The sequence below is a fragment of the Streptomyces sp. GL_140 genome, assembly GCF_057834465.1.
The window spans coordinates 4,172,159-4,194,863 of record NZ_CM174404.1; the positions used below are offsets into that span (position 1 = coordinate 4,172,159).

Genomic DNA, 22,705 nt, shown 5'->3' on the forward strand with positions numbered 1-22,705 from the left:
GGCTACGGATGCTGCCGATTCTGCGCACGTACCGGTCGGCATGTCACTACCCAGCGGTAGAACACGCCCGATGTTTCACGTGAAACAGCGCGCGGACGGGTGACTGTTTCACGTGAAACATCGGACGGTCAGCGGACCGGGGTCAGTTCCGGGTCCTCGCGGAGCTTGCCCAGCGCCCGGGAGACGGCGCTCTTGACCGTGCCGACGGAGACCCCGAGCAGCTCGGCGGTCTGGGCCTCGCTCATGTCCTCGTAGTACCGCAGGACGACCATCGCCCGCTGCCGGTCGGGCAGCCGGGTCACCGCGCGCCACATCGCGTCGCGCAGCGCCTGTGCCTCGGCGGGGTCGGCGGCCGGCGGCTCCTGGGGTTCGGGAAGCTCGTCGCAGACGAACTCGTCCACCTTGCGCTTGCGCCACTGACTGGTGCGGGTGTTGACCAGGGCCCGGCGGACGTAGCCGTCCAGGGCCCGGTGGTCCTCGATGCGGTCCCAGGCCACGTACGTCTTGGCGAGCGCGGTCTGGAGCAGGTCCTCGGCGTCGCAGGGATTCGCGGTGAGCGAGCGCGCGGTCCGCATCAGGACCGTGCCGCGGGTCCGGACGTACGCCGAGAACGACGGGTACGGCGTCGGATTCGAGGCGAGCGTGCACACAGGCGTGGTCATGCCTCCACGCTAGGAGCGGGAGCTCTTCGCGGAATCGGCCGCAAGTGCCGAAGACGGGTCCGCCTCAGGTTGTAGGGGCGGGGGTCGCCACACCTCCTGAAGGTGGAGGAGGTGTGGCTTCCCCTTTCGTCCTCCGGAGGGTCGGTCAGCCCTCCGGCTTCCGCTTCCGGACGGGTCGATCAGCCGTCCGCGCCGAGGATCAGACCGGATGTCGGGACCCCGGTACCGGCCGTGACCAGGGCGTATTGCGCCTCCGCGACCTGGTTGACGGAGGTGCCGCGCAGCTGGCGTACCGCCTCGGCGATGCCGTTCATGCCGTGCAGGTAGGCCTCACCCAGCTGGCCGCCGTGGGTGTTGATCGGCAGCGCGTCCGCTGCCACGAAATCGGCCGCCTCCCCCGGCTTGCAGAAGCCGAACTCCTCCAGCTGCATCAGGACGAAGGGGGTGAAGTGGTCGTAGAGGATGCCCACGTCGATGTCCGAGGGCCGCAGTCCGCTGGTCCGCCACAGCTGACGGGCGACCACGTCCATCTCGGGCAGTCCGGTGAGGTCGTCGCGGTAGAAGGAGGTCATGCCCTCCTGGCGGCGGCCGGCGCCCTGTGCCGCGGCGGTGACCACGGCCGGTTTCTGCCTCAGGTCCCGGGCCCGCTCGGCGGTGGTGACGACGATGGCCTGGCCGCCGTCCGTCTCCTGGCAGCAGTCCAGCAGCCGCAGTGGTTCGACGATCCAGCGGGAGGCGGCGTGGTCGGCGAGGGTGATGGGCTTGCCGTGGAAGTAGGCGGCCGGGTTGTTCGCGGCGTGTCGGCGGTCGGTGACCGCGACATGGCCGAAGGCCTCCGGGGTCAGGTTGTACGTGTGCAGGTAGCGCTGGGCGGTCATGGCCACCCAGGAGGCCGGGGTGAGCAGCCCCCAGGGCAGTGACCAGCCGAGCGCCGCTCCCTCCGCCGAGGGCTCGCGCTGCTGGACGCCCGAGCCGAAGCGGCGTCCGGAGCGTTCGTTGAAGGCGCGGTAGCAGACCACGACCTCCGCGACCCCGGTGGCGACGGCGAGGGCGGCCTGCTGCACGGTGGCGCAGGCGGCTCCGCCGCCGTAGTGGATGCGGGAGAAGAAGGAGAGGTCTCCGATGCCTGCCGCCTGGGCGACGGTGATCTCGGGGCTGGTGTCCATGGTGAAGGTGACCATGCCGTCGACGTCGGCGGGGGTCAGCCCGGCGTCGTCGAGGGCTGCCTGAACGGCTTCGACGGCCAGCTTGAGCTCGCTGCGGCCGGAGTCCTTGGAGAACTCGGTCGCGCCGATGCCGGCGATGGCGGCGCGGCCGCCGAGCTCGTCGCGGGTGCGGACGCTCATGCGGTGCCCCCCTGGGTCTCCGGCGCGGCCTCGGGTGCGGCATCCACCGCGGCGTCCAGCGTGACGGTGACGGTGCCCGTGACGTGGTGACCGATGCCGTTGGCCCCGATGACCCTGATCTCGGCGGTGTCCCCGTCGAGGGCGGTGACGGTGCCGGTCAGGGTCATCGTGTCGCCGGGGTAGTTCGGGGCGCCGAGGCGGATGGCCACCTTGCGCAGGACGGCCGCCGGGCCCAGATGGTCGGTGATGTACCGGCCGACCAGGCCGTTTGTGGTCAGGATGTTCATGAAGATGTCCGGGGAGCCCTTCTCCCGCGCGAGCTCCGAGTCGTGGTGCACGTCCTGGTAGTCGCGGGAGGCGATCGCGCCCGCGACGATCAGCGTGCGGGTGACCGGTATCTCCAGCGGCGGCAGTGTGTCGCCGATGTTCATGCGCCGTCCCCCTCGGGTGCGTGGTCGGAGTTGCCGGAGCCGCCCGCGCGGGCGGGCTCGCCCGACAGGAGCGCGCCCAGCTCGGCCAGCAATTCGCTGCCGCAGCCCAGGTAGGCGTCGAGCTGGCGCCCCCACAGGAAGTGCCGGTGGACCGGGTGGTCGAGGTCCGCGCCCATCCCGCCGTGCAAGTGCTGGCCCGCGTGGACGACCCGTTTGCCCGCCTCCGAGGCCCACCAGGCCGCGGTGAGCGCGTGGTGGTCCGCCTCGAGCCCCTCGTCGACGCGCCAGGCCGCCTCGTACGCGGTGACCCGTATCGCCTCGGTGTCCATGTAGGCGTCGGCCGCGCGCAGCATGACCCCCTGGTTCGTGGAGAGCGGCCGGCCGAACTGTTCGCGGGTGGAGGTGTATTCCACCGCGCGGGCGAGCGAGCCCGCGCAGACGCCCGCTTGGAGACCGGCGAAGGCGATGCGTGCGACGGCCAGCACGTCGGCACAGGCCTCCGCCGCATCCGCCGTGCCCGGCGCCCCGATGCGTTCCGCTTCGGCGTCGTCCAGGGTCAGGCTTCCGGCCGACCAGGGCGCGGTGGTCTCCACTGCCGAGGTGTGCACGCCCGGCGCGTCGGTCCTTACGAGCCACAGGGTCCCGGACGCGTCCGGGACCAGCACGTGGGTGGCATCGCGCAGCCAGGGCACGGCGGAGGCGGTGCCGGTGAGCCGGCCGTCCCGCGTGGCGGTGATGCGGCCGCGGTTCGGGAAGGCCCCGGTGGCCACTGCCTCGCCGGAGCCCAGGGCCGGCAGCAGCCGGGCGCGCTGCTCGGAGCTGCCGTGCCGGGTCAGGGCGAGGATCCCGTAGACGCACGTGGCGGCGTACGGGGTCTGCGCGGTGGTGCGGCCCTGTTCCTCCAGCAGGAGCACCAGGCCGAGCAGGCCGACTTCCTCGACGGCGCCGGTCAGCCCGGCGCTGGTGAGGGCCTTCCACAGCTCGGAGTCACTGCCGGTGCCGGTGTCGGCGAGGCGGTCGTGGGTGGCGAGGTCGCGGAAGATCTGGGTGGCGAGCCCGGCGGCCGCTGCCTGTTCCTCGGTGGGGTGGAAGTCCATCAGTCCTCGCTCCCCCGGAAGACGGGCAGTTCCAGTTCCTCGTCCACGCGCAGGAACTCCAGTTGTACGGGCAGTCCGATGCGGACCTTGTCGGACGGGACCCCGGTGATGTTGCTGACCATGCGGACGCCCTCGGCCAGCTCGACGAGGGCCACCGCGTAGGGCGGGTCGAAGGCCGGGAACGGCGGGTGGTGCATGACCACGTAGCTGAACACCGTGCCGGCCCCGGAGGCCTCGACCGTGTCCCAGTCCAGGCTCGCGCAGTCGTTGCAGCCGGGGAGCCAGGGGAAGCGGAGCGTGGCGCAGGCGGTGCAGCGCTGGATCAGCAGTTTGTGCTCGCGGACCCCTTCCCAGAAGCCCTGGTTGTCGCGGTTGATCACGGGGCGGGGGCGCTGGGCTGTCTTCTTCGGCTGCCGGGCCGGCTGGGCGCCCTCCTGTGCGCCCGGCCGGACCGGCTTCTTCGCGGCAGGTACGTACTTGAGGATCCGGAACCGGTGCGTACCGGCCACCTCGCCGTTCGCGCGGACGTCCATGCGGGTGGTCACGAAGTGCCCGGTGCCCAGCTTGGTGGTCTTGCGCGGCGACACCGACTCGATGACGGCGTCGAAGGTGATCGTGTCGCCGGGACGCAGCGGCCGCAGGTACTCCTGCTCGCAGTCGGTGGCGACCACGGAGGTGCAGCCCGCGCCGTCGAGCAGCGCGAGGAGTCCGTCGTAGGCGGAGGAACGGCCGGCGTGGCCGGAGAGTCCGCCCATCGTCCAGGCCTGGAGCATCGTGGGCGGAGCGATGGCGTCGGGTCCGGTGTAGGCGGGGCTGGTGTCGCCCATCGCCTCGCACCAGTGGCGGATCATCGACTCGTTGACCGCGTCCCTGCCCTGTCCCGCGGTGGCGGCGGGCTGCCCCTCGAAGGCCTTCAGCAGCGCCTGGAACCGGGCTGCCTCCTCCTCGTCGGGCGCGGCGGTGGCGGCAGTGCTTGCCGTGCCGGTGGTACCGGTGGTGCCGGCGGTCATCTCTTCCTCCCCTTCATGCCGAGCCGCATCATCGCGACGATCTCCCGCTGGACCTCGCTGACGCCGCCGCCGAAGGTGTTGATCTGGGCGGCCCGGTTCATCCGCTCCAGCTCGCCGCCCGCGAAGGCATCGGCCCCCCTGATCAGGGCCTCCTCCCCCACCACTTCCTGGCAGATCCGGTACACCTCGATGGTGGATTCGGTGCCGAGGAACTTCACGCCGCTCGCGTCGCCGGGGGCCAGTGAGCCGGCGCCGACGTCCTGGACGAGGCGCCAGTTGAGGAGGCGTACGGCGGCGAGGCGCGCATGGGCCTCGGCGAGCCGGGTCTGCACCCAGGGCCGGTCGGCGGGACGCTCGCCGGTGACCGGGTCCGGGGTACGGGCATGGTCGAGCGCGCCCTCGTAGAAGTCCTCGGCCTGCATGCCGATGGCCGCGAGTGCCACGCGCTCGTGGTTCAGCTGGTTGGTGATCAGGCCCCAGCCACCGTGCTCGGGGCCGACGAGGTTGCCGGCGGGCACGCGGATGAAGTCGTAGTACGTGGCGGTCGTGGTCAGGCCGCCGACCGTCTCGATCGGGGTCCAGGCGAAACCGGGGGCCTCGGTCGGCACCAGGATGATGGAGATCCCCTTGTGCTTGGGAGCCTCCGGGTCGGTGCGGCAGGCGAGCCAGATCCAGTCGGCGTTCTGGGCGTTCGAGGTGAAGATCTTCTGCCCGTCGACCACCCAGTCCTCGCCGTCCCGCACGGCCTTGGTGCGCAGGGAGGCCAGGTCGGTGCCCGCCTCGGGCTCCGAGTAGCCGATGGCGAAGACGAGTTCGCCCTTGAGGATCCGGGGCAGGAAGTAGTCCTTCTGCTCCTGCGTCCCGTACTTCATCAAGGTCGGGCCGACGGTGTTGAGGGTGACCATCGAGACGGGGGCACCGGCCCGGTAGGCCTCGTCGAAGAACACGAACTGCTCGTCGGGCCCACGGCCCTGGCCTCCGTACTCGACGGGCCATCCGAGGCCGAGGAGCCCGTCGGCGCCTATGCGGCGCAGTAGTGCGCGTTGCTCGGCGGGGCCTTCGGGCACGCCGTCCGGCATCAGGTTTCCGAAGTACTCCCGCAGCTCGGCACGGAGCCGCAACTGGCCTTCGGTCGGGGCGAGGTGCACGGCGCTGGCCTCCCGGCATCACATCATCAAGTGGACCTGACTGTCCGTCAGATTCTGGGTGGATGTCAAGGCCGGGGACCGGTGACGCGGGGCGGGAAACGCCCGAGGGCGCCTGCGCTACCGGACCCCAGCCGGTCCGGTCGCACAGGCGCCCTCAACAGTCAGCGCGGCTCAGGCCGCATCTACCACCAGGGGTAGAAGTTCACCGCAACATTGGAGTTGTGCTGCTCGATCGCGGTGAAGGCCGAGCCGTTGACCTGCGCGGTGTTGTTCTGATTGGAAGCGCCGGAGCCGGTGGCCACCTGCTGCGATGTGGAGGAGTTGCCGTGATTGCTGCCACCGACGCCGCTGCCGATGATGCTGGCGACGCTCGCATTCGATCCGTCGTTCGCGAAGGAGCCGTTGTCGGCCGACGCCACCCCGCCGAACAGGGCGACGGCGAGGGGGAGAGCGGCGACGGCGGCGATGACGCGGGCGGTACGGATGCTTGCCATGTCTGAATCCTCCATAAAACCGAAGTGGGGGTTGCTCCAAGGCAGTTGGCCGACTGTCTCGGTTCGTTCCGTGCTGTGCGGCGTCGCGACACCAGAGTTGCCCACCGAATCCCCGGCGAACCACCCCGGAGCCTGCGATTCCCCCGCAAGCATGACCAACATCGGATAAACCCCATTCGCGCCCCCGGCCTCGCAGGTCAGCGCCCTGAGAACCGGCAAAACCCCCGCCGCGCAAGAGGCGAAGCGTTCCGCCAACCCACTGGCCCCGGACATGCCGAAAAGGGCCGCGTCGTCCGGGAACCCCACCGTCTCCCGGGCCTGCGGCCCTGCAATGCCAAGCTTCGCGCCCCCTGCACGCCCCCGGCGCCTGCCGGGGTGATCCACCGTGCCCCGCTCCGGGGCACCCGCGCGGCGCGATCCGCGGTCGCGGCCTGCTTCCACCGACCGACCGGGTTCCAGCGCCTGCTGTCGTGCGTGTGCGTGCTCTGTGCCGTGTGCTGTGTGCCGTGTCTTGAGTCCGGCGTCCTGCGCGTCGCTGTGCGTTGCTGTGCGTCGCTGTGCGTTGCTGTGCGTCGCGTCCTGGGTGCGGCGAGCCGCGTCCCTGCGCGTTGGTCCTGCTCGTTGGCCCTGCTCGTTGGTCCCGCGCGCTGTTCCCGCGCAGCGGTCCTACGTGTTGGGTCCTGCGCGTTCGGTCCTACGTGTTGCGTCCTGCGTATTGGTCCTGCGCGCTGTGCCTCGCTGCCCGCGCGCTACTGCTGCGCCCGCGTTTACGCGGCGAGCGCCATCTCACGTCGGGCGGCGGCGACCCGGCTCGTTGCGGTGACCGCGGCCGTGCGCTGACTGTCGTCGGACTCGAAGCCGGAGCGGGAAGCGGAGTCGTAGCCGTTGGCGAGGGCTGCGGCGGTGCTGGAGCGGCGGACGGACGGGGTCTTGCCGTGGGCCTCGGCGCGGATGCGCTGCTTGATGGTGGGCGGGAGCGATCCGCCCCGCATCATGGCCCGCCAGGTCCGCCGGGCCATGAAGGCCGGCCGGCTCGCAGTGGCGGTCGCGGGGGCGACGGGGGAGGAGATCGAGGAGGCGGCGGCCGGGGCGGCCTTGCCACCGAAACCGAGGGAGGCGAAGAGTGCCACGAGAGCTGCGAGGACGGTGGTCCAGATCGACGTGATGGTGCTGCGGTGAGCCATGACGGTTCCCTCATTTCGCGATGTTCCGACGGGCGGATCTGAATACATTCGTCATGATGCGAGCGCAACCGCACCGCCTCCACGACGCGCGCCGATCTTCCGACAAACACCACCCAAAGAGACCAATGGCACGATTTCCACCCCGGAAATCACTGGGCTACAGCCGGATCCGGCGCCCCGACGCCCCGCCGACACGGCCAAGGCGATCGCATGCAGAAGGGGGGTGGGGCCGTGTCCGAGGCAGTCGGTACCGTGCGGCTCTCGGAACGAACGACGACAAGGGGCAGCATGAGCGAGAACGCACCGGATCAGGATTTCCGGGTCGGCGACGTTCTGCGAGTGAGCTGTCCGCCGGCCCAGGGGCGAGTGACCGACGTATCCCCCTTCCACGCCTCGGTCGAGTGGCCGTGGGCCGAGATCGATCCGCAGTCCCAGTTCAGGTGGAACGGCCAGAGGGCATTCGCGATGTCGGCCGACTCGCCGGAATGGACCATGAGCCTGTTCAGAACCGACCCTGCGCCATGGGAACTGCACGCTGGTGACACCTGTCTCGTCGGCATCCCGGAGACCCTGGTGCGGCTCATCGATGTCGGCCGCTACGACCCTCCACAGGATGTGGGCTGGCTTCCCCGCCCTCACACGATGCTGGTCGTAGTGCCTGCCGACTACCCCGACGAGGCTCTTTCCGAGGACGCCGGAGACACGATCGACCTCGACTCAGCGGCACCGGTGACGATCGAGCTGGTGTCCCGGAGCTGACCTGGGCGTGCCCTTCACGTGCCCGATCACGGGGGATCTCACGGGGAACCAGGGAGCGGATCGCTCGGAAGACGCGAACGGCCCCTGACCGGAATCGCTGGTCAGGGGCCGTTCACCTGCGGTGGGTGTGGGATTTGAACCCACGGTGACTCGCGCCACGACGGTTTTCAAGAACGCTCCGCTTACAGGACTCGTTAGGGCTCTGACCTGCACACGAGACCTGATCAGGCGTCCTCGTCGCTCCCCCTGGCCCACACATGGCCCATAGGGTGCGCTGCGCGCCGCACTGAGTACGCCCCCCGGCCCCCAAGCGCAACCCGATGCCGAGCGTCAACCAGGGCCGTACCGGGCAGCCTCCGGACGCCCTGGGCTCGTCGCCCCAACATTCGACGGGAAGAGAGACAGGTATGGCCGAGGCCCCCGAACCGGCCCCCGACTACGCTGGCTGGTGCCAGCCAACGAACGGGGAGAGTGCTCTGAGGATGGGACCGAAGTCGACGAGGGTCTACCAGGCGATCCGGTCGTGGATCGAGTCGGGCAAGTACGGGCCCGGCGAGAAGCTTCCCTCTGAGCGGACCATGAGTGCCGAGCTGGAGATCGGCCGTACCGCCCTCCGGCAGGTACTCGCGCGCCTGGCGAACGAGCAGCTCATCAAGGCGTACGACCGCAGCTCCTACCGGGTCGTAGGGGTCGAGACCGTCGTCACGCCGGCGGAGCAGGAGCCCTGGACGATCCACGGCAGCAGGACGGTCTACGAGAACCGGTGGGTGAACCTCGACCTCGTCGACGTCGAGCCGCCCGGGGTCGAACGGTTCGAGCACCACGTGGTGCGCCTCCACCATGTGGCGATCACGGCTGTGATCGACGAGCAGCAGCGTGTCCTGATGCTGTGGCGTTATCGCTTCGTCCCGCAGCAGTGGGGATGGGAGCTCCCCGGCGGGATCGTGGACGAAGGCGAGGACGCGGCGACCACGGCGGCGCGCGAGACCGAGGAAGAAACCGGCTGGCGTCCAACGAACGTCGAGCACGTCGTGACGTACCAGCCCATGATCGGCATGGTCGACTCGCCCCACGAGATCTTCGTGGCGCGCGGTGCGGTGAAGGTGGGCGAACCCACGGACATCGAGGAGGCCGGACAGATCGCCTGGGTACCCCTGGCGGATATCCCCGGCCTCATGGCCGAAGGGAAGCTCATGGGGTCAGGAACCCTGGTCGCTCTCCTTCACGTCCTCGCGTCGCGGGCTACAGCCGCCCCGTAAGCAGCTCCACACGCCGGCGATGCCGCACGGACCCCGTGCGGTTCGCCAGCAGGCGCGCCTGCTGAAGGTTCGAGCGGGCCTCGTCGAACTCGCCGCGGGCTAGGTGTGCCTGAGTCAAGTCGCTGTGGAGGCCTGCCTTGGCGCGGACGAACGTGGGGTCTGTCGTCTGGAGCGACGCGTAGAGGTCGTCCATGGCCGAGCTGTCGCCCAGGAGTGCCAGCACATTGCCCCGCCAGCGCGCCAGGTGGTCCCCGTTCAGGAAGATGCTCAACATGTCCGAGTCGCGGGCATGGGCGCCTTCTGGCAGTGTCGCCGCCGCCCGGTCGAGCGCGTGCCTGGAATCGTCGTGCATGCCGGCGGCGGCGCACAGCTCAGCTTCCGCCGCGCTCAGCCAAGCCCGAAGGCGTGGTGACTGCCGCTCCGCGTGGGTGCGCTGCGCGTCCCGGATGAGCTCAACCGCCATCTCCGGGCGCCCGGCATCGCCCAGAACGTATGCCTGCTCCCCCATGGCGTGAGCCAAGTACTGCGGTGCGTCAGCGTCCTGCGCAGCTCGTTTCGCCAGCTCGTAGTGCCTCCAGGCGCGCTCCACAGACCCCGCGTCCAGTGCTTGCCACGCCGCCAGAGTCGCTGCTCCGGCCAGCGCCGTTGCGATGGGACGACGAGTTCCTGGCAGAACCGCAAAGGTGAGCGCGTCTTCCATCGTCGTCAGATGGCCGTTCATCTGGTCCACCAGGCCCGACGCACCCATCTGCCGGTCCATGGTTCGAAGTAACTCGGTCTGGTCCATGAAGGTGCTCACCATGGAATCGCTCACGCTTCGCGCCGAGTCGATCCGGCTCAACAGGTCTTCGTAGCCGTCTGCTTGCTGGGGGACTGAACGCGCAGGCTCTCCGCCCATCAGCTCGACGTCCGTCACCCCGAGCAGCGGCCGGAGGATCACGGCGTACCGCTCAGTGATGGCCCGCCGGCCGTTCTCCCACTCCGACACGTAGGTCTTCAGGCTCGCGCTCGATGCGACGTTCAGCATGTGCTGCCGCGCGTAGCGCTCCATCTCGAAGATCAGCCGCTCTTGCGACCATCCCCGCGCAGTACGAACAGCTCGTAATCCCTTGCCCACGTGCATCGCCTCCGATGGCCGTGCCACCTGCAAGGGCTTAACCGAATCGCCGCAGGTGGGAGCGGGTTAACACCCTTGAGGTTAACCCCTGTTGGCTACCGAGACCCCCTGTCTGGGCCGTTTCCTGAAGTCACACCGGAAGAACACCGGCAAGCCCCGAACGAACCAAGGGCTTGCATCTGGTGCGCACCAGATGCCATGCTTCTGGTGCGCACCAGATGGCCCGCAAGGGCTCAACTCCGATGTGCACGCAGTACCTGTTGGCGTCCGGCGTGTCCCGTTCCTACGGGAGCCCTTCGGGGTTACCGCGCCCGTCGGAGAGCCGCCGTTGTTTGAGAACTCAACAGAGTGATCCACCGCAGTAGGACGGCCGTGACCTCACCGGCCGAGGCGAGTGGAGACCAGCCGACCGAGAACGGGCCCGCGTCACACCCGGGCCCCACACCCCATTCATGGGGGACACGCCATCGGCTCTAAAGAACCGCACGGCCATTTGGCTGTCACGACCTTCGGGGAATCGGACTGCCCCCGCAGCGAACGGCGCCGTGCGAAGCCAGTCCGACCATCACCAATGACCACAGTCGCCGACGCCTGCTCTCACACGAGGGGCGCCGGTGGCCGTGGCTGTTCGTGGATTCGAGTAGCCCACCCAACGATGTACGGCCCCCGGCGCTGGAACGCCGGGGGCCGCTGTTCGGGCCCCATTCCTCTGTAGAAGGAGCAAGACCCATGAAGTCCATCGCTGCACTTCAGAGCATCGTTACCCCGTGGTCGGATGGCTTGGAGCCGTCGGACGCGGAGCTGGACGCGATCGAGTTCGAGTTGCCGCTGATCCTGGCGGAGGTCGACCTGCTCGACGCGGAGATCGCCGTGCTGGACCGTGCGCCCTCCGAGCTGGACGAGCGACGGATCCGCCGGGCCCGCCGCAAGGCGCTGTCCGTACGGCGGACGCTGACCAACCAGGCCGCCGCGGCGAGCATGCCGGGCGGTGCCGCATGAACGCCACCCTCGCCTCGCTGGACGCACCCCTGAGGGTCCTGCGCATGTTCGCCGCCGAGTTCCCTCACCTGCCGGCCCCCTGCGTACGGCTGACCACGATCTGGCCGGACCGGCTGGAGCTCGCCTTCCACGACGACCTCGCCGCCTTCGAGTCATGGCGCGAAGCTCTCGGGATCGCCCCCGAGAGCGTGAGCCACGATGTTCAGAACGGTGGCCGCACGCACCGGCTGGAGACGGAGGTCGACCACGCCGGCGCACGCCTGAAGCTGGTCGGCTACACCAGGATCCCCACGGTCGACGAGGCGCGTTCATGGGTGGGGGCCGCATCGTGAACAGCGTTCAGATCCGTTCATCCGAGCGCGCTCTCTCGTTCGGGACGTGGCTGATCGTTGGCGGAGCGATGCTCTACTCCGTCCTCACCGTCACCCCGTTGATGGCCGCTCACACCCCGGCCGAGTGGCGGTGGACGGCACCGATCCTGCCGCTCGTCGTGGATGCGGCGGTGGTCATCGTGGTCCGCCTCGACTCCGTCCTGGCCCGTCTCGGCGGTCACGGCGGCGCCTGGCCCGTCGCGCTGCGGTGGATGACCGGCACCATGACCCTCGCCCTGAACATCGGCGTATCCGCGCTGGCCGGGGACATGGTCGGGGTCGCCGTCCACTCCGTCGCCCCCCTCCTCCTCATCGTCACCGCGGAGGCAGGGCTCGCCTACCGGCGGGCTCTCACCGCCGCCGTCCTCGCGGTGGAAGCCCGCAAGCGCGCCGAGCAGGAAGCCCGGGACCGGGCGGCGGCAGAGCGGGAGGAGAACCGGCTGAGGGCCGCGCGCGAACAGCGCGAGCACGAAGCCGCGATCGCTCGTGAACAGCGTGAACACGAAGCCCGGTTGGTCCGCGAGGAAGCCGACCGGCAGGACCAGATCCGCCGCGAGAGCCTGGCGCAGGCCGAAGCCGCCGAGCGGGTGGAGCGCGAGGCCCGTGAACGTCGTGAACACGAGCGTGAACAGCAGCGGATCGAGCGTGAACAGCTTGAACGCAAGGCCGCGCAGAAGCGCGAGGCGGAGGCCCGGGACCGGGCCGAGCGTGAACGCGGTGAACAGCTCCGTGAACAGGAGCGGGTCGAGCGTGAACGTGCCGCCCTCCTCGCCGCCGGAGCCCCGGACGAGAAGCTGAAGGAAGGCCAGGCTCTTGCCACGGTCCGGGCCGCGTTCGACGCGGGACTGCCCGTGCGGGTGGCTGCTGAGCTGACTGGATGGTCCGTCGGTTGGGCCTCCGGCCGCTACCAGGAACTGCGCGACGCGAACGGCGCCACCGTTCAGACCCTTGAAGGGGCCACGTCGTGACGTCGGCCCCGCTCAGTGCGGCCGGGACCCTGCCCGTCTACTCCTGGCGCCTGGCTCCTGATGGTCTGGCCACCCGCAGGCAGTTGCGGGCCGCCGGCCTCCGCCCCGGCGGGCAGGACGTCGTGGCCCAGGTGGAGCGGCCCCGCTACCGGCGCGGCCCGCTGGTCGCCTTCCTCTACCGCATAGAGCTGGCCCGCCCGGTCCGCCCGATGACCCCGGCCAAGGCCGCCGCTCTGGCCAAGGCCAACGCAGCCCGCCGGACCTGCCCCACCTGCCGCCACGATGCCGGGTACGTGATCCCGGCCTCGCTCGGCATGTGCGTCCCGTGCGCCTACCCCGATGAACAGCACGCCGCCTGAACCGTCCCCGGCCTACCGGGGGCGGGCTTCGCCGACCGCACCCACACAGGACTGGAAGGAGGAACCACCGTGTCCGCAATCGACTGGGACGAGGAGTTCACCCGCATGAACCCCGAAACCGCTGAGAAGCCCAGCACGTCGTCCAAGTTCTCCGTCAAGCTCGGCGGGGTCCGCCGCAACACCGCCGCGCTCGCCGTGTGCGGCACGATCGCCGTCCTCGCGGTGTGCGGAACGGTCGTGGCCGTCACCAGCATGCAGAGCGACCAGGCCGCCCAGGACCGTGCGCGCGCTCAGGAGAAGGCCGCGAACGCCCTGGTCGAGGTCGAGGCCGACAAGCAGCGGGCGCAGACCGAGGAAGCCGCGGCCAAGACGCTCTACGAGCGCGAGATGACCGTCTACCTGGAGTGCATGAAGATCCGGGCGGCGGCGGTGGCCAAGGCCTCCTCCTACGACGTCTCCAGGATCGCCTCGTGCGCCGCCCCGACCCTCGGTGGTCCGCCCCCGAAGAAGCAGGAGACCACCTCCGGGTCCGGCGGCGACATCACCTCCAGCCCCTGGCTGTGGGTCGCCCTCGTCGGCGGCGGTGGCCTCTTCGCCTACAAGAAGCTTTCCACGCCCGCCAGCTCCTCCGGTTCCAGCGCTGCTGTCTCCGCGAACAACAAGGGATTCACCTTCGAGAAGGGTGCATGAAATGACGCTCCAGTTCTTCGCTCTCGCGCTGTTCTGCTGGGCCCTGTTCTTCACCTTCAAGAAGACCAAGGGAAAGCAGATGGCGATCTGCGTGATGCTGATCGTCTCCGGGATCTTCCTGCCGTACACGCCGTTCAGCGACGAGATCCGAGGCACGCTCGAATCGGTCTTCAACACCGCGAACACCACGGTCAGCAACGTCGGCACCTCACGCTAGGCGACCAGCCGCACGGTTACCGGTTACCGGTTACAGGCCCCAGACACCGCTTCGACCCCGACCCAGGGGCCCCGAACCGGCGTCCGCAGGGGCTGTAACCGGTAACCGGTAACCGCTCACAGCTACACAGCGTCACTGAGGGAGGCTCGTGGAACTCCTCATACTCCTCGCCATCACGTACCTCGTGGGCGTCGACAACACGCACGACAAATACGAGAAGGCGGGAATCAAGAAACCCCCACCGAAGTCGAAATCCAAATGGGAGCCGACGAAAGCGCCGGACACCTTCCGAAACGCTTCCTACAATGCGGCTGCAAAAACGCATTACGGGCTCCTCGCGGGCGCCCACTGGGCCGGTGGACTGCGTGACGGGTGGCGCTCCGCCTACCTGAAGAAACCGAAACATGCTCCTTCCGGTTCGTCCTCCGGTACGGCTCCTTCGGGATCCTCCGGGCCCCTGTCGGGGGCCACGATTCCGCCGAAGCCCACCACGCCCCCGACGGCTTCAGCGCCGCCGCCGAAGCCCACCTCGGCCACCACGCCGCCGCCGGAGGCGACCGTGCCCCCGGCACCGGCAAAGCCCACGGCGCCCCCGCCCCCGCCGCCGGCCGCGGCCCCTACTGCTGCGCCGGGTCCGACGATCCCGCCGCCCGGCACGGTCCCGCCACCTCCGGCCGTCACGCTCCCCGACCACATCCGGAAGGACCCCGCGATGCAGCCCAACCCGCCCGTTCCGCACACCGCGACCGTCGACACCAACGGCGTCCACGTCACCACGGCCGCGGGGAAGTCCCGCACCTACAGCAGCGGCGAGGTCATCAACCTCACCCAGGTCATCGACCTCGCCGAAGGCGCGGCCACCCTGTGCCAGTCCAGCGCGGAGTCCGCCCTGCAGCTCGTGGACGAGTCCACAGAGCTCGCGGCGGACTGCGACGTGCTGATCGCCGAGATCACGGAGAAGGGCGTCGGCGAGAACCTCATCGGCAAGTGCGAGTACCTCAAGGAGCAGCTGGAGCTGCAGGCCGCCGCCGCCAAGAAGTTCCACGACCAGATCCAGGGCGGCGAGGAGGCCTGCCGGACCGCGTCGCAGAACGCCGAGGTCCGCCACGGCGGCATCTTCCGCGCGGTGGCCGACTCCCCGCTGACCAAGCCCGCCGAGTGCGACTTCTACAACGCCCGCATTTAGGAGAGGAACGCATGTCTGTCACCGAATCCCTCAAGGACGCCGCGAACTACGCGGTGCTGCGTACCAAGCTCGCCTGGCTCACCCACAAGGTCCACGAACACGGCGAGACCGTCACCAAGCTCGCCGCCGACGTCGACGAGACCGCGGAACAGATGCAGGACGCCTCCGAAACGATGAAGGCCCTCGCCGTCGACGACGCGACCACCGCCGAGTTCGCGGACGCCGCCCTGACCATGACCGGCGCCAAGGAAGCGGCCGGCGAGTACAACTCCGCGGCGGACAGCGCGGCCACGGCCGCCGACGACGCGAAGACCACCGTCGAGTCCGACCACGGCGGCATCGCAGACGCCGTGGACACCTCCCCCGTCGACATGGCCGAAGCCGTCTTCTACACCCAGCCGTAAGGAGAGCCGGACCATGGGGCCGACCCGAGCACAGTTCATCCAGTACGCGCCCGCCGCCCTCGCGGTGGCAGCAGCCGCCGCCGGCCCCTGGTCCGCCCTCGCCGCCGCAGCGGCCGGAGCGGGAGCCTGGGCCATCAACACCTCCGCTCCCGCCCTGCGCTCCCTGATCGCCTGCGGGATCACCGGCACCGGCTGCGGCATCGCCGCCCACCAAGTCCTCGCCGCGGGCATGAACCCGCTGTTCGCCCTCGGGCTCGCCGTCCCGGCCGGGGCAGCCGCACTGGCCCACCACCGCAACACCGCCGACCAGCTCCCCGCACTCCCCGCCACGACCACCACGGCGGCGGGACAGAGCTCGCAGGCGCAGATCATCACCGCCTACTGGAAGGAGTTCATCTCCGGCCCCACCCAGACCGAGGGCCGCAAGCTCATCCAGGCCGGCGCCGAGCTCGCACAGCTCAGCCTCGACGTCGAGGACGACCACGTCGCCTTCACCGGGGTCATCACACTGCCCCAGGGCCAGCAGGTCCGCGTGAAGGCGGCCGACATCGCCTCCGTCTACGGGATTCCCACCTCCCAGGTGGAGATGGGCGACCCCAAGCACTACGCCCCCAACGCACTGCCCGTCCTCATCCACCTCACGAAGGCGGCGGCGCAGCCGGAGATCGCCACCGGCGCCCCCACGACGCCCGAGCAGGTGTGGGCCGCATACGTCGCGATCCCGGACGGCGCGATGCCCGGCACCACCCTGACCCTCACCCGCTACGACGGGCCGCTCGGCTGGGAGGGCATCGCCACCCGCGACCGCAAGGCAATCGGGACCGTCAACATCCAGGACCTCGCGGGGAACCTGAACCTGGAGACGATCCAGGTCGCTCTGGCCCCGACCGACAGGCCCTCGCAGATGGGGGTGCGCGTGATGCAGGAGCACGCGCTGATGCACGGCACGATGCTCTCCGACGTGGTGGACGAACTGGCCATGGACTCGCGCGGATACGTCCGCCTGGGCACCTACATCGACGCCAAAGCCGCCCTCGTCCCCCTCGCGCAGCCCGGCTCCGGCGCCCGTCACCTCTACCTCGTCGGCGGCTCCCGCTCCGGAAAGTCCGGAGTCCTGGAGCAGATCCTGCTCTCCGCCCTCAAGTCCCGCATCGCGGTGATCCTGGCCTCCCCGCAGGCCGGCACCATCGCCGGAGCCAGTCTGACCGCGTACTGCGGCGACGGCCTGGACGAAGCGATGGGCGCCCTGCGCCTGGCCTACGCGATGATGCTCGACCGCGAAGCCCGCTACCGCTCCCCGGCCTTCCCCTTCACCGACCCGCTGATCACGTTCATCATCGACGAAGCGCACATGCTGCTGTCGGTCTCCTCGCCGTACCACGCGGAGGCCAAGGCGATCGTCGAGCAGCTCACCCGCCGCGCGCTGAAGCGGGGCATCGGCGTGGTCCTGGCCACCCAGACCCCGCTGGCCGAAGACCTCGGGAACTCCTCGATCATTCGCTCCCAGCTCCTGATCGGCGGCGGCGCGGTGTTCCTGCGCTGTGCCAAGGGCCAGGGTTCTCTGGTCGGAGCGAACGCGGTCCAGGGCGCGGAGGGCATCGACCTGTCGATGATCCCCGACTCCTGGCCCGGCCAGGCCCAGAAGGTCGCCGTCCGGGACATGAGCGGCCTGGACACCACAGCGGCCGCCAAGCCGGAGGACGGCACCTTCGGCCTCGGGTACCTCCTCACCCCCGGAAGCCAGGCCGTCCAGTTCCGCTCCCTGCACCTGGACGTGGCGCCCGTCGCCCTCGCCGCCGGCCTGCAGCCCGTCGCCGTCGAGGACTGCGAAGCCTGGCGTCACCGCGAGGCGATCGCCCAGACCCCGCTCGTCGACCAGCGCGGCAAGAACCTCGTCGGCAGTCTCACCGACCTCCTGCTTAGGGCACAGCAGGGACCGACCGCACAGCCCCAGCAGCGGCCCCAACAGGGCTCCACCGGCCCCGCAAGCCCTGCGGGCACAGAAGGGCAGGAGCCGATCAAGCCGCGCATCCTCGCACTCCTTCGGAACGGGAACATGCCCATGACCGTGGAGACCATCGCCCGAAAGCTGGGCACGCCCGTGAACCACATCAAGCCCCGCCTGACCGAACTGAAGAAGCGGGACGAAGTCACCAACGAAAACGGACTGTGGAGGTCAGCAGCATGAACACCCGCACCGACACCGACTTCACCCACATCGACCCCGACCTGTACGCGAAGGCGTTCGGACTCCTCGACCCCGCGCCGGAACCCGTCGCCCCGGCGGCCCCCACCGCTCCGGCCCCGGTCTCCTTCATCCTGGCCGCCCCGCCGGTACGCCTGACCGGCGCCGTCGAGAAGACCCTCACCGACGCCCTCACCTTCCTCGACACCCACGGCTGGGCCAAGGGCAGGCTCATCCACCCCGAAGGCGCCCGCTGCTCCATCGGAGCCCTGCGCGCCGCGGCCGGCACCCGCAACAACGCCTACCGCGACGCGGGCAACCTCCTCCTGGACGAAGCCCGCAAACAGCACGGCAAGCAGTGGGAGGCGATCCCCACCTGGAACGACTCCCACACCGGAGCACAGGTACGCAGCGTGTGGGAGGCCGCCATCCAGCGCGCCCACCACATGAACATCTGACCGGCGGCATCCAGCAGGCCTGCCGGCACCCATCTCAGCCCAGCCCCCGCGCCCCGCTCGGAGACCTTTCCGGGCGGGGCGCCGCACTGTCCTGCCCCGCCTCAACTCCGACCACCAGGAGACCAACCCCCGTGCGCCGCTACCGGTACCGCTGCTCCGTCTGCCTGACCACGTCCCCGACGGCCTTTCACCTCGACGACCTCACCGCCGAGGCCGAAGGCCACCGCCAGGCCCTGCACGGCGGTCACTTCCCCGACGGGGAGCACGCCGGCGAGATAGACCGCCTCGGCCGCTGGTACGCCTCCCTGGGCCCGCTCGCCACCCTGCACGCCCGCCTCAGCGACACCCTCGCCGACCTCCGCAACACCGCGGACATGGGCCGCCCCCTGTGGGCCTCCGCCGTCGCGACCCTCGTCATCGGCGGCGCCGCCGCTCTGGTCCTCGCCGTCTTCTCCGCCGCCCTCTGACAGGAACCTTCCGTGTCGTTCTCCTTCACCAACCCCAGACCCGACCGCGAACCCTCCTTCTCCTTCACCGGCCCGGAGGAGATCGAGGAGCAGCTCCAGGCCATCGCCGACATGGCGCACGAAATCCTCCGCCTCGTCGCCGAGGTCCGCAGGCAGATCCGCACCTGAGCCCCGACAGACACAACGAAGGCGGCCCCCTCTCACGCCAATGAAGCGGGGCCGCCCTCATCCACAACCCATCAACAGACCTGTGGAGGAACCCAGCATGACCCAACCCACCCACATCCGGCGAGACCACACCGGCCCCCGGCCCTTACTGCTGGACCTGTACTCCTGCGCCGGCGGCGCGGGCAGGGGCTACGACCGGGCCGGATTCGCCGTCACCGGCGTCGACATCCGCCCCCGCCCGAACTACCCCTTCACCTTCATCCAGGGCGACGCCCTCACCGTCCTCGCCCAACTCATCGCCTCGGGCGCGATCCGCCGCTACACCGCCGTCCACGCCTCCCCGCCCTGCCAGAAGCGGTGCGCGCTGACCGTGGGCACCAACAAGTCCCGCGGCTGGGGCGGCACCCACGTGGATCTCGTCGCCCCCACCCGGAAGCTCCTGGACGCATCCGGCCTGCCCTATGTGATCGAGCAGCCCGACGGCCAGGCGGACGTCCGCAAGGACATCACGCTGTGCGGGGAGATGTTCGGCCTCGGAGTCCTGCGCCACCGGAACTTCGAACTCGGCGGCTGGACCGCCATCCAGCCCCAGCACCTGAAGCACCGCGGCCGAGTGCGTGGCTGGCGCCACGGCAAGTACCACGCCGGCCCGTACGTCGCCGCCTACGGCAAGGGCGGCGGCAAGGCCACCGTCCCCGAGATGCAGCAGGCCATGGGGATCGACTGGACCGACGTCCACGAAGAGCTGACCGAGGCCATCCCGCCCGCCTACTCCGAGTGGCTCGGTCGCGCCTTCCTCGCCAAGCGCCTCACCTTGGCGGTGGCCTCATGAGTCAGCTCCTGCGCGCGGCACGGGCTGCGGCCGGGCGGGGCTGGCCGGTGTTCCCGCTCCGCCCCGGCTCGAAGATCCCTGCTCTGCACCGCCAGGACCGGTGCCCCGGCACCGATGCCTGCGCGGGCGGCCACCTGAAGTGGGAGCAGCGTTCCACCACCAACCCGACCATCATCGAGCGGTGCTGGAGCCACAAGCCGTACAACATCGGCCTGGCCACCGGCCCGGCCGGGCTGGTCGTGGTTGATCTCGACATGCCCAAGCCCGACAGCAGTCAGGACGCGCCTGGCGGCGCGGACAACTGGTTGGCGCTCTGCGAGCGCGCCGGCCAGCCCGTCCCGGCCACCCGCACCGTGCGGACGCCCTCCGGCGGCACCCACCTGTACTTCACCGTCCCCGACCACGCCCGCCTGGGGAACACGGCGGGCAAGCTGGCCCCGCTCATCGACACCCGCGCCCACGGCGGATACGTCGTCGCCCCCGGCAGCACCACCGCGGCCGGAACCTACGAAGTCACCGACCCGTCCCCGGTCGTTGAACTGCCTGCTTGGCTCCTGTCGCTGCTACAGCCTCCGGTACCCCGCCCGGTGCCTCTGCGGATGCCGGGAGCGGTCCGCGGCGGCAGTGCGGCTCGCGCGGCGCTGCACGCCGAGTGCGAGGCCGTCCGCCAGGCACCCGCGCATCAGGCGAACAACACGCTCAACCGCAGCGCCTTCAAGGTGGGGCGCTTCGTCGCATGGGGCGACCTGACCCGCGACGAGGCCGAGGAGGCCTTCCAAACGGCGGGGGAGGAGCGCGGACTGACCGTGGCCGAGTGCCGCTCCACGATCCGCTCCGCCCTCGACAGCTCCGCCCGCACGGTCCGCACCCGGCAGACGGCATGAGCGCCCAACTTCCGCTCCCCTTGGAAGGCCTGCCCCCGGCCCCGACCGGGACCAGCCCCGCCAAACCGGCCCCAGCCCGGGACGGCCGTAGCGCGCCGAGGGTCGTCGCCGAAGGCGTCCCTTCATCTGTTCGCCGTGACCCGCACGCCGACAACGGGCGCCGGCCGGTGGCCTGGCTCCACATCGTCGCCCCGCCCTCCTACGGCGCCAGCCCGAGTGTCCGCTCATGGTGCTCGTGCGGCCGGGACATCTTCACCGCAGGCCGCGCACGCGCCCTCGCGCTCATCGCCGATCACGAACAGCACCGCACCATCTGCCCCCGTCTCACCCAGCGAAGGGACGCCGCCGCATGACCACGCACGACCCCGAGCTGTGGCCCGAGTTCGACGAGATGACCCCGGAGGACATCGCCGGACCCGGATGGGACGAACCCGTACCCCTCAACCCCCGCGGCCCACTCCCCGCCTTCCCCGTGGACGCTCTGCCCGACTGGCTCGCCGCCATGACCGCCGGCGTCGCCGAGGAGACGCAGACACCGGCCGACCTCGCCGGGTGCCTCGCACTGGCCGTCATCGGCACCGCCGCCGGCGGACGAGTCACCGTGACCGTGCGCGGCCAGTGGAGCGAACCCGTCAACCTCTACACCGCCGTCGCCCTGCCGCCCGGCAACCGCAAGAGCGCCGTGTTCGGGCTCATGACCAAACCCCTCCTCGCCGCCGAGCAGGCCCTCATCGACCTCACCGCACCCCAACGGGCTGAAGCTGCAGCATCCGCCCGAATCGCGAAGGCCGCGGCGGAGAGGGCCGAGAAGATGGCCGCCAACGCCGATCCCGAGAAGCTGGCAGGCCTCACCGCCCAGGCCATCTCGCTGGCCGAGGCCGCCGAGCGGGCCGTCGTCCCGGCCGAGCCCCAGCTCGTCGCCGACGACATCACCGCCGAAAGCCTGACCAGCCTCCTCGCCCAGCAGGACGGACGGATCTCGATCCTGTCCCCCGAAGGCGAGATCTTCGAGATCATCGCCGGACGGTACTCCGGAGTCCCCAACATGGGGATCTTCCTCAAGGGCCACGCCGGCGACATGGCCCGCGTCAACCGCCAGGCCCGGGACCCCCAGTACATCGAGAACCCCGCCATCACCATGGGCCTCGCCGTCCAGCCCGATGTCCTGGACTCCATTGGACAGATCAAGGGCGCCGACGGCCGCGGCCTGCTCGCACGCTTCCTCTACTCCAAGCCCGAATCCCTCGTCGGCTACCGCAACCTCACCCCCGCACTCCTGAGCCCCGACACCGCCAGCACCTACGCCACAACCCTCGGAGGGCTGGCACTGACCCTCGCGGCCTGGACCGAAACGGCCACGCTCACCCTCACCCCGGAGGCCGACGCCGTCCTCCTGGCCTACCAGCGCGTCACCGAAGCCCGCCTCCGCAAGGACGGGACCCTGGCTCCGATCGTGAACTGGGCCAGCAAGCGCGACGGCGCCGTCGCCCGTATCGCGGGCCTCCTCCACCTCGCCACCCACCCCCAAGACGCCTGGACGCGGCCCATCGCCGTCGAGACCATGGCCGCCGCCACCCGCCTCGGGGATTACTTCACCGCCCACGCCCTCGACGTCTTCAACGCCATGAAGGCCGACCCTGCGCAGGAGGCCGCCCACACCGTCCTGACCCATCTGACCGAGAGCCGCACGGCCGCGTTCACCAAGCGCGATCTCTTCCGTGCGATGCCACGCAGCGAGTTCCCCGCCATGGGCGATCTCGATCCCGCCCTGGACCTCCTGGAGGAACACGGCTGGGTCCGGCAGCAGCCCCCACCACCCCGCACGACACGCGGAGGTCGGCCGCCTTCGCCCCGGTATGAGACCCATCCCCGCCTCACCCCCGCCGCCTGAAAACCCCCGAAACCTCTGACAGAACTGACAGAACCTCCCGACCAGCCCCCTGACCTGCGGAAACGAACACTTTCGGAGCTGTGACAAAACCTCCGGAAACTCTGACAGAACTCCAAAAA

The 22,705-nt window shown here is 70.1% G+C and carries 26 protein-coding genes; 17 read left to right on the top strand and 9 right to left on the bottom strand.

Annotation, left to right across the window (positions count from 1 at the left end; translation table 11 throughout):
- Positions 1-128: 128 nt before the first annotated feature.
- The 8 genes from AC3IYJ_RS19455 to AC3IYJ_RS19490 form a co-directional block, all read right to left on the bottom strand.
- A complete protein-coding gene (locus tag AC3IYJ_RS19455) occupies positions 129-662 on the bottom strand; it encodes a SigE family RNA polymerase sigma factor (protein ID WP_489402548.1) in 534 nt (177 codons plus the stop codon).
- A gap of 179 nt (positions 663-841) precedes the next feature.
- Complete coding sequence (locus AC3IYJ_RS19460) at positions 842-2,008, bottom strand: lipid-transfer protein (RefSeq protein WP_489402549.1); 1,167 nt, start codon at positions 2,006-2,008, stop codon at positions 842-844.
- The gene (locus AC3IYJ_RS19465) at positions 2,005-2,439 is read right to left on the bottom strand and encodes a MaoC family dehydratase (RefSeq protein WP_489402550.1); all 435 of its coding nucleotides are present in this window, start codon (positions 2,437-2,439) and stop codon (positions 2,005-2,007) included. The genes AC3IYJ_RS19460 and AC3IYJ_RS19465 overlap by 4 nt, the downstream gene beginning before the upstream one ends.
- Positions 2,436-3,536, bottom strand: coding sequence for an acyl-CoA dehydrogenase family protein (locus AC3IYJ_RS19470; protein WP_489402551.1), 1,101 nt, complete (start codon positions 3,534-3,536; stop codon positions 2,436-2,438). The genes AC3IYJ_RS19465 and AC3IYJ_RS19470 overlap by 4 nt, the downstream gene beginning before the upstream one ends.
- Positions 3,536-4,546: a bifunctional MaoC family dehydratase N-terminal/OB-fold nucleic acid binding domain-containing protein gene (locus tag AC3IYJ_RS19475; RefSeq protein WP_489402552.1), complete on the bottom strand. Its 1,011-nt coding sequence runs from the start codon at positions 4,544-4,546 to the stop codon at positions 3,536-3,538. The genes AC3IYJ_RS19470 and AC3IYJ_RS19475 overlap by 1 nt, the downstream gene beginning before the upstream one ends.
- Complete coding sequence (locus tag AC3IYJ_RS19480) at positions 4,543-5,694, bottom strand: acyl-CoA dehydrogenase family protein (RefSeq protein ID WP_489402553.1); 1,152 nt, start codon at positions 5,692-5,694, stop codon at positions 4,543-4,545. The genes AC3IYJ_RS19475 and AC3IYJ_RS19480 overlap by 4 nt, the downstream gene beginning before the upstream one ends.
- A 182-nt stretch (positions 5,695-5,876) precedes the next feature.
- On the bottom strand, positions 5,877-6,188 hold the full coding sequence (locus tag AC3IYJ_RS19485) for a hypothetical protein (protein ID WP_112446768.1): 312 nt from the start codon (positions 6,186-6,188) through the stop codon (positions 5,877-5,879).
- A 767-nt stretch (positions 6,189-6,955) separates the two neighbouring features.
- Positions 6,956-7,372 (bottom strand): DUF6344 domain-containing protein, encoded by a 417-nt coding sequence (locus tag AC3IYJ_RS19490; RefSeq protein WP_489402554.1) that lies wholly within the window; start codon positions 7,370-7,372, stop codon positions 6,956-6,958.
- 288 nt (positions 7,373-7,660) lie between these two features.
- Here AC3IYJ_RS19490 and AC3IYJ_RS19495 point away from each other — a divergent pair, with 288 nt between their 5' ends.
- Positions 7,661-8,131 (top strand): hypothetical protein, encoded by a 471-nt coding sequence (locus tag AC3IYJ_RS19495; protein WP_489402555.1) that lies wholly within the window; start codon positions 7,661-7,663, stop codon positions 8,129-8,131.
- 482 nt (positions 8,132-8,613) lie between these two features.
- Entirely contained in the window at positions 8,614-9,390 is a 777-nt protein-coding gene (locus tag AC3IYJ_RS19500; RefSeq protein WP_489402556.1) for an NUDIX domain-containing protein, read from the top strand.
- Here AC3IYJ_RS19500 and AC3IYJ_RS19505 read toward each other — a convergent pair.
- Positions 9,374-10,507 carry a helix-turn-helix domain-containing protein gene (locus AC3IYJ_RS19505; RefSeq protein WP_489402557.1) on the bottom strand — a complete coding sequence of 378 codons (1,134 nt, stop codon included), beginning with the start codon at positions 10,505-10,507 and terminating at the stop codon, positions 9,374-9,376. The genes AC3IYJ_RS19500 and AC3IYJ_RS19505 overlap by 17 nt on opposite strands.
- Before the next feature lie 729 nt (positions 10,508-11,236).
- On the opposite strand from AC3IYJ_RS19505, the gene AC3IYJ_RS19510 reads away from it, so the two are divergent.
- The 15 genes from AC3IYJ_RS19510 (at position 11,237) to AC3IYJ_RS19580 (ending at position 22,586) form a co-directional block, all read left to right on the top strand.
- Positions 11,237-11,506 carry a DUF6284 family protein gene (locus tag AC3IYJ_RS19510; protein ID WP_489402558.1) on the top strand — a complete coding sequence of 90 codons (270 nt, stop codon included), beginning with the start codon at positions 11,237-11,239 and terminating at the stop codon, positions 11,504-11,506.
- Entirely contained in the window at positions 11,503-11,838 is a 336-nt protein-coding gene (locus tag AC3IYJ_RS19515) for a hypothetical protein (protein ID WP_489402559.1), read from the top strand. Before AC3IYJ_RS19510 ends, AC3IYJ_RS19515 begins: the two co-directional genes overlap by 4 nt.
- On the top strand, positions 11,835-12,845 hold the full coding sequence (locus tag AC3IYJ_RS19520) for a DUF2637 domain-containing protein (RefSeq protein WP_489402560.1): 1,011 nt from the start codon (positions 11,835-11,837) through the stop codon (positions 12,843-12,845). Before AC3IYJ_RS19515 ends, AC3IYJ_RS19520 begins: the two co-directional genes overlap by 4 nt.
- The gene (locus tag AC3IYJ_RS19525; RefSeq protein WP_489402561.1) at positions 12,842-13,204 is read left to right on the top strand and encodes an RRQRL motif-containing zinc-binding protein; all 363 of its coding nucleotides are present in this window, start codon (positions 12,842-12,844) and stop codon (positions 13,202-13,204) included. Before AC3IYJ_RS19520 ends, AC3IYJ_RS19525 begins: the two co-directional genes overlap by 4 nt.
- Positions 13,205-13,273: 69 nt before the next feature.
- A complete protein-coding gene (locus AC3IYJ_RS19530; RefSeq protein ID WP_489402562.1) occupies positions 13,274-13,894 on the top strand; it encodes a hypothetical protein in 621 nt (206 codons plus the stop codon).
- Between the two features lies 1 nt (position 13,895).
- Entirely contained in the window at positions 13,896-14,111 is a 216-nt protein-coding gene (locus AC3IYJ_RS19535) for a hypothetical protein (protein ID WP_244291186.1), read from the top strand.
- Between the two features lie 712 nt (positions 14,112-14,823).
- Positions 14,824-15,297, top strand: coding sequence for a hypothetical protein (locus AC3IYJ_RS19540; protein WP_489402563.1), 474 nt, complete (start codon positions 14,824-14,826; stop codon positions 15,295-15,297).
- 11 nt (positions 15,298-15,308) lie between these two features.
- The gene (locus AC3IYJ_RS19545; protein ID WP_489402564.1) at positions 15,309-15,701 is read left to right on the top strand and encodes a hypothetical protein; all 393 of its coding nucleotides are present in this window, start codon (positions 15,309-15,311) and stop codon (positions 15,699-15,701) included.
- Between the two features lie 13 nt (positions 15,702-15,714).
- On the top strand, positions 15,715-17,889 hold the full coding sequence (locus tag AC3IYJ_RS19550; RefSeq protein WP_489402565.1) for a type IV secretory system conjugative DNA transfer family protein: 2,175 nt from the start codon (positions 15,715-15,717) through the stop codon (positions 17,887-17,889).
- Positions 17,886-18,344: a DUF6197 family protein gene (locus AC3IYJ_RS19555; RefSeq protein WP_489402566.1), complete on the top strand. Its 459-nt coding sequence runs from the start codon at positions 17,886-17,888 to the stop codon at positions 18,342-18,344. Before AC3IYJ_RS19550 ends, AC3IYJ_RS19555 begins: the two co-directional genes overlap by 4 nt.
- 131 nt (positions 18,345-18,475) lie before the next feature.
- Positions 18,476-18,811, top strand: a complete 336-nt coding sequence (locus AC3IYJ_RS19560) for a hypothetical protein (RefSeq protein WP_489402567.1) — start codon at positions 18,476-18,478, stop codon at positions 18,809-18,811.
- Between the two features lie 12 nt (positions 18,812-18,823).
- Positions 18,824-18,979, top strand: a complete 156-nt coding sequence (locus tag AC3IYJ_RS19565; protein ID WP_489402568.1) for a hypothetical protein — start codon at positions 18,824-18,826, stop codon at positions 18,977-18,979.
- 97 nt (positions 18,980-19,076) lie between these two features.
- Entirely contained in the window at positions 19,077-19,811 is a 735-nt protein-coding gene (locus AC3IYJ_RS19570) for a DNA methylase (protein WP_489402569.1), read from the top strand.
- Positions 19,808-20,695, top strand: a complete 888-nt coding sequence (locus AC3IYJ_RS19575; RefSeq protein WP_489402570.1) for a bifunctional DNA primase/polymerase — start codon at positions 19,808-19,810, stop codon at positions 20,693-20,695. Before AC3IYJ_RS19570 ends, AC3IYJ_RS19575 begins: the two co-directional genes overlap by 4 nt.
- 349 nt (positions 20,696-21,044) lie before the next feature.
- Complete coding sequence (locus AC3IYJ_RS19580) at positions 21,045-22,586, top strand: YfjI family protein (RefSeq protein ID WP_489402571.1); 1,542 nt, start codon at positions 21,045-21,047, stop codon at positions 22,584-22,586.
- Positions 22,587-22,705: the final 119 nt, after the last annotated feature.

What these genes read in the sequence shown, in the direction of transcription:
- AC3IYJ_RS19500 (WP_489402556.1), top strand. Translation starts at nt 8,614, where the DNA reads ATGGGACCGAAGTCGACGAGGGTCTACCAGGCGATCCGGTCGTGGATC.
- AC3IYJ_RS19535 (WP_244291186.1), top strand. Translation starts at nt 13,896, where the DNA reads ATGACGCTCCAGTTCTTCGCTCTCGCGCTGTTCTGCTGGGCCCTGTTC.
- AC3IYJ_RS19575 (WP_489402570.1), top strand. Translation starts at nt 19,808, where the DNA reads ATGAGTCAGCTCCTGCGCGCGGCACGGGCTGCGGCCGGGCGGGGCTGG.
- AC3IYJ_RS19475 (WP_489402552.1), bottom strand. Translation starts at nt 4,546, where the DNA reads ATGACCGCCGGCACCACCGGTACCACCGGCACGGCAAGCACTGCCGCC.
- AC3IYJ_RS19515 (WP_489402559.1), top strand. Translation starts at nt 11,503, where the DNA reads ATGAACGCCACCCTCGCCTCGCTGGACGCACCCCTGAGGGTCCTGCGC.
- AC3IYJ_RS19490 (WP_489402554.1), bottom strand. Translation starts at nt 7,372, where the DNA reads ATGGCTCACCGCAGCACCATCACGTCGATCTGGACCACCGTCCTCGCA.
- AC3IYJ_RS19545 (WP_489402564.1), top strand. Translation starts at nt 15,309, where the DNA reads ATGTCTGTCACCGAATCCCTCAAGGACGCCGCGAACTACGCGGTGCTG.
- AC3IYJ_RS19485 (WP_112446768.1), bottom strand. Translation starts at nt 6,188, where the DNA reads ATGGCAAGCATCCGTACCGCCCGCGTCATCGCCGCCGTCGCCGCTCTC.
- AC3IYJ_RS19555 (WP_489402566.1), top strand. Translation starts at nt 17,886, where the DNA reads ATGAACACCCGCACCGACACCGACTTCACCCACATCGACCCCGACCTG.
- AC3IYJ_RS19495 (WP_489402555.1), top strand. Translation starts at nt 7,661, where the DNA reads ATGAGCGAGAACGCACCGGATCAGGATTTCCGGGTCGGCGACGTTCTG.
- AC3IYJ_RS19580 (WP_489402571.1), top strand. Translation starts at nt 21,045, where the DNA reads ATGACCACGCACGACCCCGAGCTGTGGCCCGAGTTCGACGAGATGACC.
- AC3IYJ_RS19455 (WP_489402548.1), bottom strand. Translation starts at nt 662, where the DNA reads ATGACCACGCCTGTGTGCACGCTCGCCTCGAATCCGACGCCGTACCCG.
- AC3IYJ_RS19510 (WP_489402558.1), top strand. Translation starts at nt 11,237, where the DNA reads ATGAAGTCCATCGCTGCACTTCAGAGCATCGTTACCCCGTGGTCGGAT.
- AC3IYJ_RS19465 (WP_489402550.1), bottom strand. Translation starts at nt 2,439, where the DNA reads ATGAACATCGGCGACACACTGCCGCCGCTGGAGATACCGGTCACCCGC.
- AC3IYJ_RS19460 (WP_489402549.1), bottom strand. Translation starts at nt 2,008, where the DNA reads ATGAGCGTCCGCACCCGCGACGAGCTCGGCGGCCGCGCCGCCATCGCC.
- AC3IYJ_RS19570 (WP_489402569.1), top strand. Translation starts at nt 19,077, where the DNA reads ATGACCCAACCCACCCACATCCGGCGAGACCACACCGGCCCCCGGCCC.
- AC3IYJ_RS19470 (WP_489402551.1), bottom strand. Translation starts at nt 3,536, where the DNA reads ATGGACTTCCACCCCACCGAGGAACAGGCAGCGGCCGCCGGGCTCGCC.
- AC3IYJ_RS19540 (WP_489402563.1), top strand. Translation starts at nt 14,824, where the DNA reads ATGCAGCCCAACCCGCCCGTTCCGCACACCGCGACCGTCGACACCAAC.
- AC3IYJ_RS19550 (WP_489402565.1), top strand. Translation starts at nt 15,715, where the DNA reads ATGGGGCCGACCCGAGCACAGTTCATCCAGTACGCGCCCGCCGCCCTC.